This is a genomic window from Streptomyces sp. NPDC048600, from assembly GCF_055587025.1.
The window spans coordinates 171,093-185,546 of sequence record NZ_JBVJGZ010000014.1; the positions used below are offsets into that span (position 1 = coordinate 171,093).

Genomic DNA, 14,454 nt, shown 5'->3' on the forward strand with positions numbered 1-14,454 from the left:
CGCCACGATCGCACCGGCCGCCACGGCCGACAAGCCGCGGGTCCGGCGTACCGCATCACTCCGGCCACGGCGGCACCACGGCCGCGCGCAGCGGCGCGAGCAGCCGGTTGACCTCGGCGACCCCGGCGGGCGAGCCCAGTTCGGCCAGGGCCCGGCCGGGCCGGTCCGCGAAGGGTCCCCCCGGCGCGAAAGGTCCCGCCGGGCCGGACCCGTCCGGTCGCCGCTTCCCGTCCTCGACCGGGGTGAGCGGCTCGGGCCCGCAGCGGTCCTCGAAGAGCACCGTGGCGAGCCGTGGCCGCATCCGCCGCGACTGCCAGACGAGGCCCATGGCGTCGGGCGCCTGGGCCCGGATCTCGCTGCACCAGCGGCGGGTCTTGGCGTACCGGTCGTCGCCCTCGGACTCCAGCAGCCAGGAGTCCTGGCAGACGGCCGCCAGGTCCACCTCGCCGATCAGCGACACCAGCAGGAGGTCGGCGCGGGCGACGAGCGGGGTGAGGGATCTGCCGCGCACGGCGGCGTAGGGCACGAGCCGGGTCCCCGTCCCCGGGTCGAAGTCCAGCGACCGCAGGAGTGTCTCGGCGAGGGCGGCGGCCGGGTCGTCTGCGAGGTACAGATACGGGTAGGGGTCGGCGGTGGTGCCGTCGAAGCGGTTGCCGCCGAAGTGGGTGTCGGCGGAGACGGGGTTGAACCCGGTGGCGGGGCGGCGGCCGGAGTGCATGCGCCAGAGCACCGTGCCCGCCTCGATCACATGCTCGCGCGGCTGCATGGCGTAGGCCGCGGGGGAGATGTTGCCGGGCATCAGCCGTCCTCCGCCAGTGCGCGGGCGGCGCCCGTGAGGACGTCGTCGGGCAGTTCGCCGAGGAGCGCGGCGGGCGCTCCGCCCAGCGCGCGGTTCCCGCTCAGCCACCAGTCGGCCGCGCCCCAGGGGTCGATGTCGGCGAGCAGTAGCCGGTTGATCCGCAGGACGACCGGGAGGGGGCCGCCCGTACCGGTCCGGCCGCCGTCGAACTGGAAGGCGGGGTAGTGCCGTTCGCCCCGCGCGTCCTCCAGGGCGATCAGTTCGCGCGGGGGCGGTTCGCTGTGCCGGGCGCCGAGTTGTCCACGGCCGAGCGCGGGCGCGGCGAGCAGCCTCCGCTTGGCCGCGGCGATGACGTCGTACGCCGGGTCGGCCGACGGTCGCGGGGCGGCGAGAGCCAGCAGCAACTCCCCCGCGCGCAGGGGGATGTCGGGCGCCGGGGTGCCACCGGCCAGTCGGGTGCCGTCGAGGGCCCGGCGGACGGTGTGGTCCAGCGGAAGCGGCAGCAGGGCGTGCCGGACCCCCTGGAGCGCCCGCCGGACGGCACGGGGGTCGCTGCTCGGCGCGCCGGCCAACTCCCCCATCCGGGTGAGGAGTACGCCGAACCGCTCCTCACCGAGGCCGGTCCGGACGCTGTCGGCGTGCTCACCGACGAGGGCCATCAGGTCCTGCGGACCGGTACTCATCGCGTGCCTTCCCCCGCCGTGCGCCGGGCCGGTCCGGGATGGCCCTGGTGGATGAACGCCGCCCACAGGGCGGGCCGTTCGAGTCCGGGGCGATCCATCTCGCGGACGAGTTCGGGGCTCATCCGGGGCGGTGCCTCGCGGTGCGGGTCGAGCATCCACCGCTGGGTCATGTGCAGGGCGTCGGCCGGACCGAGCCCGTCGACCGCGACCAGGTGGTGGAACACGCCCATCATCAGTGCAGAGGCGCCGTCCTGGGTGGTCCAGCGCGAGCCGACCACGTCGCGTGCGCCGCTCGCCACGAACGCGGTGGTCAGGGTCAGCGCCTCGTCGTGGTCCTGCCGGGTCAGGTCCGTCTCGCAGGCGCTGAGCACCACCAACGGGCCCTCCTCGCCCGACGTTTCGGCGGGTGCTGCGTCCAGGAGGCGGGTGACCGTCAGCATGCCGAGGTCGGGCCGCGCCCCCGGGCCGCCGTCCTCGGGCGGAAGGGTCTCGGCGCCCTCCGGGAACGCCAGGTGCAGCGCCGACTGCGTGGGGTCGACACCGGCGGAGCCGTGCGAGGCGATGTGCAGCAGGGACAGCGGTTCCCTCAGCAGCCCGAGCAGTTCCCCGGGGGTGCCGGCCGCCACGGGTTCCACGGGCGGCTCGTAGAACTCGCCCACCAGCCGTGCGCCGGGGTAGTACGCGGCGTGCAGCGCGGTCGCCTCCCGTTCGGCGTGGGTCAGTTCGAAGCGCGGGTCGGCCACGAGGACGGGGGCGGCGCCCGGGTCCCGGCGCCCGCGTCCGGCGGTGCGCAGGAACTGTCCGCCGGAGGCCGCGTAGGTGATCACCATGATCTGGCAGGCGTACGCGGCCCGCGCGGTCTCGGGCAGCCTGGCGGCGTGCCAGGGCACGGCGCCCAGCCTGCCGCACGGCACCAGCACGATGCGCGGTGGTCCCGGGCGGTCGCGGCGCCGTTCCTCGTTGGCGGCGAGCCGCTCCGCCACGGCGCTGATCAGCGGGCCGACGGCGGCGTCGTAGGCCCAGCGGAGCACGTCCTCCAGGGCCTGCTCCCAGACCGCCTCGGCGTCCGGATCGACCTCGGAGCGCGCGTTCGCGGCCCGGAGGTAGGCATCCAGGGGCGCCGCCCCGGGGCCGGAGAGCAGCGGGAGCCGAAGGACACCGGTTCCGGTGTCGGGCCCCACCAGGACCGCCATGCCCGGCTGTTCCCGGTGCCCGGGCAGCAGGTAGAAGAGGGCGTCGGCGTCCGCCTCGGCCAGCCCGGCCCGGAGTTCCGCCACGGTCGGGGTGGTGAACAGGGCGCCCTGCTCGCGGTATCCGAGCGCTTCGAGGGCCTTGCGGCGCAAGGTGCTGGGCAGTTCGCGGGGCAGCTCGCCGACGGGCCGTGCTCCCTTGCCCCAGCGCCGCCAGGCGTCGGCGATGTCCTGACGGCCGCGGGCCTCGAGGAGTTCGGGTACGGCGGCGGACGCCGCGGCGGAGTGCAGCACCAGGGCGCGGCCCAGTTCCAGGGCGGCGACCGTCTCCTCCACCCGGCCGTTGCGCGCCGACCAGCGGGCCGCGTGCAGCCCCCGGTCGGCGCCGGTACGGGCGGTGGCGAGGCCGTGCTCGGAGCCGAGTTGCAGTACGACGTCCGCGGCGAGGGAGTTGAGCCCCTCCATCGCCGCGCCGGTCGCCGCGGCCTCGTCCTCCCTGCTCCGCCGCGCCCAGCGGGTCTGGTACACCTCCGCGAGCCGCCACAGCGCGTCGGCCGCGAAATGATGCCGCTCACCGCGCCGCAGCGCGTCCCTGACCTGCTCCAGCTCGGCGATCGCGGCGTCCAGATCGGCGGGGTCGTCCGTCGACTCGTAGCGGGTGAGGAGGGTGTCGGCGGCGAACCAGCGCTCCAGGGTGGTCGCCTCGGGCCGTGCGGAGAGATCGCCGTGCAGGAGCGACGGATCGCGGGTGGCCCTGGCCCGCAACGCCCGGTTGCGGGCGATGGACATGTCCAGGTAGGTCCGCATCACAGGGGGTGTCCGAGCCGCCGCCTCCTCGGCCTTCTCCATGCAGTCGAAGCTGCGGCGCAGGGCGTCGGTGTCCCCGAGCAGCCGGGCCCGCTCCAGATGGGCCTCGGCCAGGGCGGACGACAGCATGGCGCGGAACATGTGTTCGGGGCCGAGGGAGCCCTCGAGGTCCGTGAGTGCGGTGATGACGTCGTCCATCCCTGCCTCGTCCCGGTCCTCCTTGGCTTTCACCAGGCGCTGCATGAGCAGCGGAAGCCGCATCATGACGTTCCCGTCGGCCCCGAATCTCTCCGGGCCGACCGCGGCCAGTGACTCCAGGACGGATGTCGTCCGCTCGGCGGCCTCCCGGGCCACGTCGCGGTCCCCCAGGTTCCCGCCCAGCGCCGGGCCGAGGTTCAGCAGTCCCCTGGCCGACCCCTCGAAGGAGGCGGCCGTGGTGGCGTCGAACGCCGGGTTGTCACGGGCGTCGAGCAGGCCGCCGAGCGCCTGGTTCAGCAGATCGGGATCTCCTGCCCTGATGGCGTCGAGGGCGGAGAACATCGCGGGCATCGCTTCCTCGGGGCGCAGGGCACGCTTCACTGCGTCCAGTGCCTCGTCACGCACTTTGTCGTGCGGGGACCGCGTCTGCCGCGTGCCCTCCTCGGCGGCGGGGTCCCCGGGAGCCGTGCCGAACAGCCGTCGCACCTCCGCCACGTGCGGAAAGTCGTCCGGCAGCACGTCGAGGAGCCGGGCGAGGCCGCCCGGCCGGTCCATGCCGTCGAGTACGTCCACGAAGCCCGCCAGCTGCTCCATGGCGCGCGCCGCCTCCGGAGGCAGCTCCGCGGCACGGATGTCGGGCAGGAGTTCCCTGATCTCGCTCGCCAGCGCGGCCTGGTCCTCGGCGCTCTGCCGCGTGTACCAGGCGAGGACGTCCTCGGGCCTCGGGGCTTTACCGATCCCGCCGCCCAGCTCCGGATACGGCACGAGCAGCATCGACAGCCAGTGCGCCGAGTACCGCCTGCTCTCCTCGTCCATGGCCGCGCCCGGCCGCCGTGCCGCGCGCAGCAGCCGCCGGCCCTCCACGCGGTCGGCGGGGTCCGCCCCGGCCGACAGATACCGCGCCGCGAGCACCACTCCCCGCCCCAGCGCGATTCTGGCCCGCAACGGTTCGTCATGGCCCAGCACCGCTTCCAGTTCGGCGAGTTCGGCGACGGACCGGTCGAACTCCGCCCGCCCCGGCACGGGTCGGCCCTCCTCGGGAAGTAATCGCAGGGCGCGCTCCGTCGCGTCGGCGACCCACGCCCGCAGGGCCCGAAGGCCCCCGCTCTCCACCCCGTCCATCGCTCCCCCTCGTTCTCCCCGTACCTCAGGACGGCTCGGCCGGCGACCGGTCGTCCGCGGACTCCGGTCCTTCCCCGCATTCGCCACCCGACACACCCAGATCACGCCTCATCTCTCCCCGCAGGAACCGCAGTCGGCCCCACAGCGCGTCGATCGTCCGCTGGGCGGCCTCCGGCGAGTCCCCCTCGCGCGGGTCGCCGTCGTCGAGCCGGCGCACCGTGCCGTAGAGGGCGTTCAGGGCACGGTTGACCTCGCCGGCGAGGTCGAGGATCGGGTCCGGCACCCGCAGCTGCGCGTCCGCGTGGACGTCCCGGTGCAGATCGCGCGCCTCGGTGAGCCGACGGCGTACGGGCTCCGCGTCACCGCCCCGCCGGATGGCGTGCAACTGGTCGCTGAGCGCGGCGAGATAGTGCCGCGCGGACATGTTCAGCGCCACGTACGCGCCGCGCCGGGCGGCCACCTCCTCGTGGACCGCGCGCCGCCGCTCGGCCCGGTCCAGCTCGCGCAACCGCCCCCTGTCGGCGGCGCGTTGGGTCAGCAGGGCGGAGAGCAGGGTGCCGGCCACGCCGGTCACCGCGACCGCCCAGGCGGTCGCACCACCGACGTCCACGGCATCCCCTTCCTCCGCCCTGCCGACCGGCTCCCCCTGTCCAGCAGAGCACGCCGCACCCGGGCGAGGGGCCGCCCGGCCGGGGAACGACCACCCGGCGCCCGGGGAACGACCGGCGCGGCGAACGCGCTCAGCCCGCTGCCCGGTAGAGCTCCGTGAGGAGTTCGACGACCGGCCGGGCCGCGGGATGCGGGTCGTCCCGCCACCAGGCCAGGCGGACGGCGACCGGAGCCGCGTCGCGCACCGGGCGGTAGACGACGCCGGGACGTCGGTACTGGTGGGCGGTGGACTCGGCGGTCATGCCGACGCAGCGGCCCGAGGCGATCACCGTGAGCCAGTCGTCCACGTCGTGGGTCTCCTCGACGGCCGGCCGGGACTCGGGCGGCCACAGCTCCGGGGTGGTGGTGCCGGTACGGCGGTCCACCAGCAGGGTGCGTTCGCTCAGGTCGGCCAGCCGCAGCGAGCGGCGGCGGGCCAGCGGATCGTCGGCGGCGAGCGCGCACAGCCTGCGCTCCAGGCCGACGATCGCGCTGTCGAAGCGCCGGTCCTCCGGTGGTCTGCGCACCACCGCCAGGTCGCAACTGCCCTCGGCCAGGCCCGCGGTGGGGGAGTTGACGCGGACCAGATGGAGTTCGACGGCGGGCTGCGCGGCGCTCCAGCGGCGCTGGAAGGCGAGCGTGTGGCGGCCCAGCGCGGCCCACGCGTAGCCCACCCGCAGCCGCCGGGCACCCTGCCCGGCCTCCCGGACCAGGTCGTCCACCTCGGCGAGCACCCGCCGCGCGTGCGTGAGGACGCGCAGCCCGGTGGCGGTGGGCGTCACCGAGCGGGAGGTGCGCCGCAGCAGCCGTGCGCCCAGGGCCTCCTCGAGTGCGGCGAGGGTGCGCGACACGGCCGCCTGGGAGACGCCCAGGCTGAGCGCGGCGTCGGTGAAGGTGCCCTCCTCGACGATCGCGACCAGACAGCGCAGGTGGCGTAGCTCCACATCCATGAGTCCAGCGTATAGATCAGCCGGTCCATGCATTTTGCGCAAGCCCGCGCCCGACGCACTCTCGGACCATGCCGACCGCCGCCAGCACCTCCGCCGCCACCACGGCCGCCTCCGACTCCGCCTCCAACTCCGCCGCCGGGCCGCGGCGGGTACGCCTCGCGGGCGTCGCCACGATGGTCGGCAGCGGGCTGTCCAACCAGACCGGAGCCGCCCTCGGCGCGCTCGCCTTCCCGGTGATCGGGCCCGTCGGGGTCGTCGCGGTGCGCCAGTACGTCGCCGCCGCCGTGCTCTCGGCCGTGGCCCGGCCCCGGCTGCGTTCGCTGACCGGGCGGCAGTGGCGGCCGGTGCTGCTGCTGGCGCTGGTGTTCGGGACCATGAACCTGTCGCTGTACAGCGCGGTGGACCGGATCGGTCTGGGGCTCGCCGTGACGCTGGAGTTCGTCGGGCCGCTGGTCATCGCGCTGGCCGGGGCGCGGCGGCGGCTGGACGCCGGGTGCGCGCTGGTCGCCGCGGCGGGTGTGGTCACCCTGATGCGGCCCCGGCCCTCGGCCGACTGTCTCGGGATGGGCCTCGGGCTGCTGGCGGCCGGCTGCTGGGCCTCGTACATCCTGCTCAACCGGACGATCGGTGAGCGCATCCCCGGGGCGCGGGGGGCGGCGGCCGCGTCCGTGGTCTCGGCCTGTCTGTTCCTGCCCGTCGGCGCCGTCGTCGTGGCGGTCCGTCCGCCGACCGCCGGAGCGCTGGGGTATGCCGTGGCGGCCGGGGTGCTGTCCTCGGCTGTGCCGTATCTCGCCGACCTGTTCACCCTGCGGCGCGTGCCGGCCCAGGCGTTCGGTCTCTTCATGAGCGTCAACCCCGTGCTGGCGGCGCTGGTCGGGCTCCTCGTCCTCGGTCAACGGCTTGGCTTCGCCGAGTGGGTGGGGATCGGGGCGGTTGTTGTCGCCAACGGGGTGAGCGCGGCTACGCGGCGGCCCTGACGGGGGTTGCGGGGTGGGCTGGCCCGAGGGGTGTTGCGGGGTGGGGTGGTGCGGGTGCGTCGCCGCGTACGGGTCCGTCGTGGCCGCTCGCGCAGTTCCCCGCGCCCCAAAAAGATTGCGCAGTTCCCCGCGCCCCCAAAGGCCTGCGCAGTTCCTCGCGCCCCAAAAAGCTGTGCGCAGTTCCCCGCGCCCCCAAAGGTTTGCGCCGTTCCCCGCGCCCCCAAAAAGCTGTGCGCAGTTCCCCGCGCCCCTTAAATGGCCCCCGGCGTTCCCCTCTCCGTCCCCAGGCAGTTCGCAGTTCCTCGCGACGCTGACTGCGATCGGGCACCCAGGGGCGCGGGGAACTGCGCGACCAGCCACCGACGCACCCGCACCCGCCCGCACAAGGCACGCCTCAAGCGCAGAAAAGCGCAGGCCAGGAGGCTATTCACCGCGTATATAACGACTGTGTATAGTCCCGGCATGCCTTCTCTGACCAAGAAGCTTCCGACCCGGAAGATGAAGAACACGGGGCCCGGGTTCCACGCCGCACGCCTCGCCACCGCGGCCGCCGCCCTGACACTCGCGCTCACGGGATGCACGAGCCTGGAGACGACCGCGCCGAGCACCGTGCGGGCGCGGGCCGTCCCGGGCGCGCCCGCGCAACTGGGAACCGTCGACTGCCGCAAGGCCAAGTGCATCGCGCTGACCTTCGACGCGGGACCGAGCGAGAACTCGCCGCGACTGCTGGACATCCTCCGGCGCGAACAGGTCCCCGCGACCTTCTTCCTGCTCGGCAAGCGGCACATCGACACCTATCCGGAGCTGGTGCGGCGAATGGCCGACGAGGGCCACGAACTGGCCAGCCACACCTGGACCCACCGCATACTCACCGACCTGGAGCCGGACGAGATACGCGCCGAACTGACGCGCCCGAACGAGGAGATAGCCCGGCTCACCGGACGCGCCGTGACCCTGATGCGCCCGCCGCAGGGCCGCACCGACGACACCGTGCACGAGATCTGCCGCGAGCTGGGCCTCTCGGAGGTCCTGTGGAGCGTGACGGCGAAGGACTACAAGACGAACGACCCGGCGCTGATCCGGCAGCGCGTCCTGGATCAGTCCTCCCGCGACGGCATCATCCTGCTGCACGACATCTACCCGGGGACCGTCCCGGCCGTGCCCGGCATCATCAAGGACCTCAAGGAACGCGGCTATGTCTTCGTGACGGTCCCTCAACTCCTGGCCCCCGGAAAGGCAGAGCCGGGGAAGGTCTACCGCTAGGGCGTGGCCGAAGGGGTTCTAGGATCCTTGCGTGGTCCTTCTCCTCCTCCGGCGCACCGTGGCGCTCCCGATCGACGAGGTCTGGCGCCGGCTCACGGACTGGCCCCGGCACGGCGACGCGGTCCCGTTCACCCGCGTCACGGCGACCCCGGCCCCGCCCACCCGGCAGGGCACGGTCGTCGTGGCCCGCAGCGGACTCGGCCCGCTCGGCTTCGACGACCGGATGGACGTCACCGTGTGGCGGCCCCCGGCCGACGGCGGGCCGGGGCTGTGCCGGCTGGAGAAGCGCGGCCGGGTGGTGCGCGGCTGGGCCGAGATCGAGGTGCTGCCGGAGCCGGACGGGCGGACCCGTGTGCTGTGGCGGGAGGAGCTGGGGGTGCGGTTCCTGCCCGGGGCCGTCGACCCGCTGCTGGGGGCCGCGGCCCGCGCGACGTTCGGCCGGGCGGTCGACAGGCTGCTCGGTACGGCCTGATCACAAGGTCGGCCGCCCCGCCCGAGACTCCTACGCCACCGACCCGATGCGCCCCGCGGGTTCCGAGGCCAGGTCGTGGTGGATCGGCGTGTGCGCCCCGGTCAGCGAGACCCCGCTGCCGCCGCGCCGGTCGGCCACGATCTCCGCGGCGATGGACAGGGCCGTCTCCTCGGGCGTACGGGCGCCGAGGTCCAGGCCGATCGGGGAACGCAGGCGGGCCAGCTCCAGTTCGGTGACGCCGACCTCGCGCAGCCGGTCGTTGCGCTCCAGATGGGTGCGGCGCGAGCCCATCGCCCCGACGTACGCCACCGGCAGCCGCAGCGCGAGCTTCAGCAGGGGCACGTCGAACTTGGCGTCATGGGTGAGGACGCACAGGACGGTCCGGCCGTCGGTGTCCGTGCGCTCCAGGTACGTGTGCGGCCACTCGACGACGATCTCGTCGGCGTCGGGGAACCGGGCGGCGGTCGCGAAGACGGGGCGGGCGTCGCACACCGTGACGTGGTAGCCGAGGAACTTGCCGACGCGGACCAGCGCGGAGGCGAAGTCGATCGCGCCGAAGACGATCATGCGCGGGGCGGGGACGGAGGACTCGACCAGCAGGGTGAGCGGCGCCCCGCACCGCGAGCCCTGCTCCCCGATCTCCAGCGTGCCGGTGCGGCCCGCGTCCAGGAAGGCACCCGCCTCGGCCACGACCGTGCGGTCCAGCTCGGGGTGGCCGCCGAGGCCGCCCTCCCAGGTGCCGTCGGCCCGCACCAGCAGGGCGCGGCCCCTGAGGTCCGCGGGGCCGGACACGATCCGCGCCACCGCCGCCGCCTCCCCTCGCGCGGCGGCGGTGAGGGCGGACGCGGCCACCGGCCGGACGGGGTCGCCCGCCCGGACCGGGGTGACCAGGATGTCGATGACGCCGCCGCAGGTCAGCCCCACGGCGAAGGCGTCGTCGTCGCTGTATCCGAAGCGCTCCAGGACGGTCCCGCCGTCCTCGATGGCCTGTTGGCACAGCTCGTACACCGCGCCCTCCACACAGCCGCCGGACACCGAGCCGATCGCCGTGCCGTCGGCGTCCACCGCGAGGGCGGCACCGGGCCGGCGCGGGGCGCTGCCGCCGACCGCCACCACCGTGGCGACGGCGAAGTCACGGCCCTGCTCGACCCACCGGTTCAGCTCCTCGGCGATGTCCAGCATGTCTCGGTCTCCTTAACAGCGGTTGCGTGGCGGGGTGTTGCACGGCCCGGGCGAGTGGGGCGTCCGGGCCTTCCATGATGGTGGCCGAAAGGCCCTAGTGGACGCCGAGCCAGCCCTCGATCGGGTTCAGGGCGAAGTAGACCAGGAAGATCACGGTCAGGCCCCACATGAAGACACCGATCTCGCGGGCCTTGCCCTGGGCGGCCTTGATGGCGACGTAGGCGATGACACCGGCCGCCACACCCGTGGTGATGGTGTACGTGAACGGCATCAGAACGACCGTGAGGAACACCGGGATCGCGGTGGCCCGGTCGGACCAGTCCACGTGCCGGGCGTTCATCATCATCATCGCGCCGATGACCACCAGGGCCGCGGCGGCGACCTCGCCGGGCACGATCGCGGTGAGCGGGGTGAAGAAGAGGCAGGCCGCGAAGAACAGGCCGGTGACCACGGAGGACAGGCCGGTGCGGGCGCCCTCGCCGACGCCGGTGGCGGACTCGACGAACACGGTCTGGCCGGACGCGCCGGACACACCGCCGATCGCGCCGCCCGCGCCGTCGATGAACAGCGCCTTGGACAGGCCCGGCATCCGGCCCTGCTCGTCGGCGAGCTTGGCCTCGGTGCCGACGCCGATGATGGTGGCCATCGCGTCGAAGAAGCCGGCCAGCACCAGGGTGAAGACGATCATGCCGACGGTCATCGCGCCGACCTCGCCCCAGCCGCCGAACTCGACCTGTCCGAAGATCGAGAAGTCGGGCATCGAGACCGCGCTGCCGTGCAGTTCGGGGGTGCCGGACGCCCACTGCTTCGGGTCGACGACACCCACGGCGTTGAGGATCACGGCGAGCACGGTGCCGCCGACGATGCCGATCAGGATGGCGCCGGGCACACCGCGCGCCTGGAGCATGAAGATCGCGAGCAGGGTGACGGAGAACAGCAGCACGGGCCAGCCCGCGAGTTCACCGCCCGGGCCGAGGAGCACGGGACCGCCCCCGGGCGCCGGGTTCTCGTGCACGAACCCGGCCTTGACCAGGCCGATCAGCGCGACGAACAGGCCGATGCCCATGGTGATGGCGTGCTTGAGGGCGAGCGGGATGGCGTTCATGATCATCTCGCGCAGGCCGGTGACGACCAGCAGCATGATGACGACGCCGTACATCACGCACATGCCCATGGCCTGCGGCCAGGTCATCGCGGGCGCGACCTGCGAGGCGAGGACGCCGGAGACGGAGAGGCCGGCGGCGAGGGCGAGCGGCACCTTGCCGACGAAACCCATCAGCAGCGTGGTGAGGGCGGCCGCGAAGGCGGTCGCGGTGATCAGGGCCTTCTGGCCGAGGATGTCCCCCGCCACGTCCTTGCCGGACAGGATCAGGGGGTTGAGCAGCAGGATGTACGCCATCGCCATGAAGGTGGTGACGCCGCCGCGCACCTCGCGCGCGACGGTGGATCCCCGCTGGGATATGTGGAAGTACCGGTCGAGCCAAGCACGTCCGGCCGGGACTCGGGTTCCTTCGCCCGAGTCCTCCGCGACGGTCTTCGGCTCCAGTGACTGCTGGGTCATGTGGGCCTGCTCCCAAGGTTCAAAGGGGCACCCTTGACAACCGCCCTGGCGGTTGCGGGATTTGGGAAAGTGGTGCGGCCGCACGACCCGGGGGACGGCCCGAGACGAACGATCAGTCTGCTTCCGGCCACGCCGCGAGCGGTGCGGCGGGCCGAGGGGTACTCCGGGCGGCGCGGAGGAGGTTGTGACGTTCCGTGCACCGCCCGGAGAGTGTGTTTCACGCCGTGCCGGTGAGGTGTTCCGGTCGTACCGGCGTGCGGTCCAGCTCCAGCCCGGTCGCGGCGCGGACGGCCGCGAGCACGGCCGGCGTCGACGACAGGGTGGGGGCCTCGCCGATGCCGCGCAGCCCGTACGGGGCGTGCTCGTCGGCGAGTTCGAGCACGTCGACGGGGATGGTCGGCGTGTCGAGAATCGTGGGGATCAGGTAGTCCGTGAAGGAGGGGTTCCTGACCTTGGCCGTCTTCGGGTCGACGATGATCTCCTCCATGACCGCCACGCCCAGTCCCTGGGTGGTGCCGCCCTGGATCTGGCCGATGACGGACAGCGGGTTGAGGGCCTTGCCGACGTCCTGGGCGCAGGCCAGCTCGATGACCTTGACCAGGCCGAGTTCGGTGTCGACCTCGACGACCGCGCGGTGCGCGGCGAAGGAGTACTGGACGTGGCCGTTGCCCTGGCCGGTGCGCAGGTCGAAGGCCTCGGTGGGGCGGTGCCGCCACTCCTCCTCCAGCTCCACGGCCTCGTTCTCCAGCACGTCCACCAGGTCGGCGAGGACCTCTCCGCCGTCGGTGACGACCTTGCCGCCCTCCAGGAGCAGTTCGGCGGTCGCCCAGGCCGGGTGGTAGGAGCCGAACTTGCGGCGGCCGATCTCCAGCACCCGTTCGCGCACCAGCTCGCAGGCGTTCTTCACGGCACCGCCGGTGACATAGGTCTGCCGGGAGGCCGAGGTCGAACCCGCCGAGCCCACCTGGGTGTCGGCCGGGTGGATGGTGACCTGGGTGACGCCGAGCTCGGTACGGGCGATCTGCGCGTGGACGGTGACACCGCCCTGGCCGACCTCCGCCATGGCCGTGTGCACGGTCACGACGGGCTCACCGGCCAGGACCTCCATGCGGACCTTCGCCGTGGAGTAGTCGTCGAAGCCCTCGGAGAAACCGACGTTCTTGATGCCGACCGCGTAGCCGATCCCGCGTACGACGCCCTCGCCGTGGGTGGTGTTGGACAGGCCGCCCGGCAGCTGCCGTACGTCCGCGCCCTCGCTGGACTCCCACTGGCGCTCCGGCGGCAGGGGCATCGCCTTGACGCGGCGCAGCAGTTCGGCGACCGGGGCCGGGGAGTCGACCGGCTGTCCGGTCGGCAGGAGCGTGCCCTGCTCCATGGCGTTGAGCTGACGGAACTCCACCGGGTCCATGCCCAGCTTCTTGGCCAGCTTGTCCATCTGCGCCTCGTAGGCGAAGCACGCCTGGACCGCGCCGAAGCCGCGCATGGCGCCGCAGGGCGGGTTGTTGGTGTAGAGGGCGATGGCCTCGATGTCGACGTCCTCGACGACGTAGGGGCCGACGGACAGCGAGGAGGCGTTGCCGACCACGGCCGGGGAGGCGGAGGCGTAGGCGCCGCCGTCCAGGACGATGCGGCACTTGAGGTGGGTGAGCTTGCCGTCCCTGGTGGCGCCGTGCTCGTAGTAGAGCTTGGCGGGGTGGCGGTGGACGTGTCCGAAGAAGGACTCGAAGCGGTTGTAGACGATCTTGACCGGCTTGTTGGTGCGCAGGGCCAGCAGACAGGCGTGGATCTGCATGGAGAGGTCCTCGCGGCCGCCGAACGCGCCGCCGACGCCGGACAGCGTCATGCGCACCTTCTCCTCGGGCAGGCCGAGGACGGGCGCGATCTGGCGCAGGTCGGAGTGCAGCCACTGGGTGGCGATGTAGAGGTGGACGCCGCCGTCCTCCTCGGGCACGGCGAGACCGGACTCGGGGCCGAGGAAGGCCTGGTCCTGCATGCCGAAGGTGTACTCGCCGGTGACGATCACGTCGGCCCGCTTCGCGGCCTCGGCCGCGTCGCCGCGGACGATGGGCTGGCGGTGGACGATGTTCGGGTGCGGGACATGGCCCGCGTGGTGGTCGTCGCGGCCCTCGTGGATCAGGATCGCGTCGGGGGCGGTGGCGGAGGCCTCGTCGGTGACGACGGGCAGTTCCCGGTACTCCACCTTGATCTTCGCGGCGGCGCGGCGGGCCGTCTCCGGGTGGTCGGCGGCGACGATGGCCACCGGTTCGCCGTGGTGACGGACCTTGCCGTGGGCGAGGACCGGGGTGTCCTGGATCTCCAGGCCGTAGTTCTTCACCTCGGTCGGCAGGTCGTCGTACGTCATGACGGCGTACACGCCGGGCATCGCGAGGGCCTCGGCGGTGTCGATGGAGACGATCTCGGCGTGGGCGACGGTGGAGCGCAGGATCTGGCCCCAGAGCATGTCCTCGTGCCACATGTCGGACGAGTACGCGAACTCGCCGGTGACCTTGAGGGTGCCGTCGGGGCGGAGCGTGGACTCGCCGATGCCGCCCCTGGTCCGGGAGCCCTGGGTGATCTTCGTGGGAGCGCCGTTGGTCGGCAT

General features: G+C 73.3%; 11 protein-coding genes. 3 read left to right on the forward strand and 8 right to left on the reverse strand.

What is annotated here, in order from left to right:
• Positions 1–55: 55 nt before the first annotated feature.
• The 5 genes from ACZ6SQ_RS20565 to ACZ6SQ_RS20585 all read right to left on the reverse strand — a co-directional run bounded on the left by ACZ6SQ_RS20565 (position 56) and on the right by ACZ6SQ_RS20585 (position 6,397).
• Complete coding sequence (locus ACZ6SQ_RS20565; RefSeq protein ID WP_469563972.1) at positions 56–799, reverse strand: RES domain-containing protein; 744 nt, start codon at positions 797–799, stop codon at positions 56–58.
• Positions 799–1,482: a hypothetical protein gene (locus tag ACZ6SQ_RS20570; RefSeq protein WP_469563974.1), complete on the reverse strand. Its 684-nt coding sequence runs from the start codon at positions 1,480–1,482 to the stop codon at positions 799–801. Before ACZ6SQ_RS20570 ends, ACZ6SQ_RS20565 begins: the two co-directional genes overlap by 1 nt.
• Positions 1,479–4,799: a CHAT domain-containing protein gene (locus ACZ6SQ_RS20575; protein ID WP_469563977.1), complete on the reverse strand. Its 3,321-nt coding sequence runs from the start codon at positions 4,797–4,799 to the stop codon at positions 1,479–1,481. Before ACZ6SQ_RS20575 ends, ACZ6SQ_RS20570 begins: the two co-directional genes overlap by 4 nt.
• 25 nt (positions 4,800–4,824) lie before the next feature.
• Complete coding sequence (locus ACZ6SQ_RS20580; protein ID WP_469563979.1) at positions 4,825–5,409, reverse strand: hypothetical protein; 585 nt, start codon at positions 5,407–5,409, stop codon at positions 4,825–4,827.
• A 130-nt stretch (positions 5,410–5,539) separates the two neighbouring features.
• Entirely contained in the window at positions 5,540–6,397 is an 858-nt protein-coding gene (locus ACZ6SQ_RS20585; RefSeq protein WP_469563982.1) for a LysR family transcriptional regulator, read from the reverse strand.
• A 173-nt stretch (positions 6,398–6,570) separates the two neighbouring features.
• Between ACZ6SQ_RS20585 and ACZ6SQ_RS20590 the strand changes: the two genes are divergently transcribed.
• The 3 genes from ACZ6SQ_RS20590 to ACZ6SQ_RS20600 all read left to right on the forward strand — a co-directional run bounded on the left by ACZ6SQ_RS20590 (position 6,571) and on the right by ACZ6SQ_RS20600 (position 9,109).
• Positions 6,571–7,374, forward strand: coding sequence for an EamA family transporter (locus tag ACZ6SQ_RS20590; RefSeq protein ID WP_469564065.1), 804 nt, complete (start codon positions 6,571–6,573; stop codon positions 7,372–7,374).
• 462 nt (positions 7,375–7,836) lie between these two features.
• On the forward strand, positions 7,837–8,637 hold the full coding sequence (locus tag ACZ6SQ_RS20595) for a polysaccharide deacetylase family protein (protein ID WP_469563985.1): 801 nt from the start codon (positions 7,837–7,839) through the stop codon (positions 8,635–8,637).
• A gap of 31 nt (positions 8,638–8,668) precedes the next feature.
• A complete protein-coding gene (locus tag ACZ6SQ_RS20600; RefSeq protein WP_469563988.1) occupies positions 8,669–9,109 on the forward strand; it encodes an SRPBCC family protein in 441 nt (146 codons plus the stop codon).
• Between the two features lie 30 nt (positions 9,110–9,139).
• Here the strand turns inward: ACZ6SQ_RS20600 and ACZ6SQ_RS20605 are convergent, their stop codons facing one another.
• The 3 genes from ACZ6SQ_RS20605 to ACZ6SQ_RS20615 all read right to left on the reverse strand — a co-directional run bounded on the left by ACZ6SQ_RS20605 (position 9,140) and on the right by ACZ6SQ_RS20615 (position 14,454).
• Positions 9,140–10,291 carry an XdhC family protein gene (locus tag ACZ6SQ_RS20605; RefSeq protein ID WP_469563991.1) on the reverse strand — a complete coding sequence of 384 codons (1,152 nt, stop codon included), beginning with the start codon at positions 10,289–10,291 and terminating at the stop codon, positions 9,140–9,142.
• Between the two features lie 94 nt (positions 10,292–10,385).
• Positions 10,386–11,852 (reverse strand): NCS2 family permease, encoded by a 1,467-nt coding sequence (locus ACZ6SQ_RS20610; RefSeq protein ID WP_469563996.1) that lies wholly within the window; start codon positions 11,850–11,852, stop codon positions 10,386–10,388.
• Between the two features lie 217 nt (positions 11,853–12,069).
• Positions 12,070–14,454: a xanthine dehydrogenase family protein molybdopterin-binding subunit gene (locus tag ACZ6SQ_RS20615; RefSeq protein WP_469563999.1), complete on the reverse strand. Its 2,385-nt coding sequence runs from the start codon at positions 14,452–14,454 to the stop codon at positions 12,070–12,072.

Bases quoted from the DNA above. Each gene is read 5' to 3' on its own strand.
- ACZ6SQ_RS20605 (WP_469563991.1), bottom strand. From the start codon at position 10,291: ATGCTGGACATCGCCGAGGAGCTGAACCGGTGGGTCGAGCAGGGCCGT.
- ACZ6SQ_RS20570 (WP_469563974.1), bottom strand. From the start codon at position 1,482: ATGAGTACCGGTCCGCAGGACCTGATGGCCCTCGTCGGTGAGCACGCC.
- ACZ6SQ_RS20615 (WP_469563999.1), bottom strand. From the start codon at position 14,454: ATGCCGACCAACGGCGCTCCCACGAAGATCACCCAGGGCTCCCGGACC.
- ACZ6SQ_RS20610 (WP_469563996.1), bottom strand. From the start codon at position 11,852: ATGACCCAGCAGTCACTGGAGCCGAAGACCGTCGCGGAGGACTCGGGC.
- ACZ6SQ_RS20590 (WP_469564065.1), top strand. From the start codon at position 6,571: ATGGTCGGCAGCGGGCTGTCCAACCAGACCGGAGCCGCCCTCGGCGCG.
- ACZ6SQ_RS20595 (WP_469563985.1), top strand. From the start codon at position 7,837: ATGCCTTCTCTGACCAAGAAGCTTCCGACCCGGAAGATGAAGAACACG.
- ACZ6SQ_RS20585 (WP_469563982.1), bottom strand. From the start codon at position 6,397: ATGGATGTGGAGCTACGCCACCTGCGCTGTCTGGTCGCGATCGTCGAG.
- ACZ6SQ_RS20575 (WP_469563977.1), bottom strand. From the start codon at position 4,799: ATGGACGGGGTGGAGAGCGGGGGCCTTCGGGCCCTGCGGGCGTGGGTC.
- ACZ6SQ_RS20565 (WP_469563972.1), bottom strand. From the start codon at position 799: ATGCCCGGCAACATCTCCCCCGCGGCCTACGCCATGCAGCCGCGCGAG.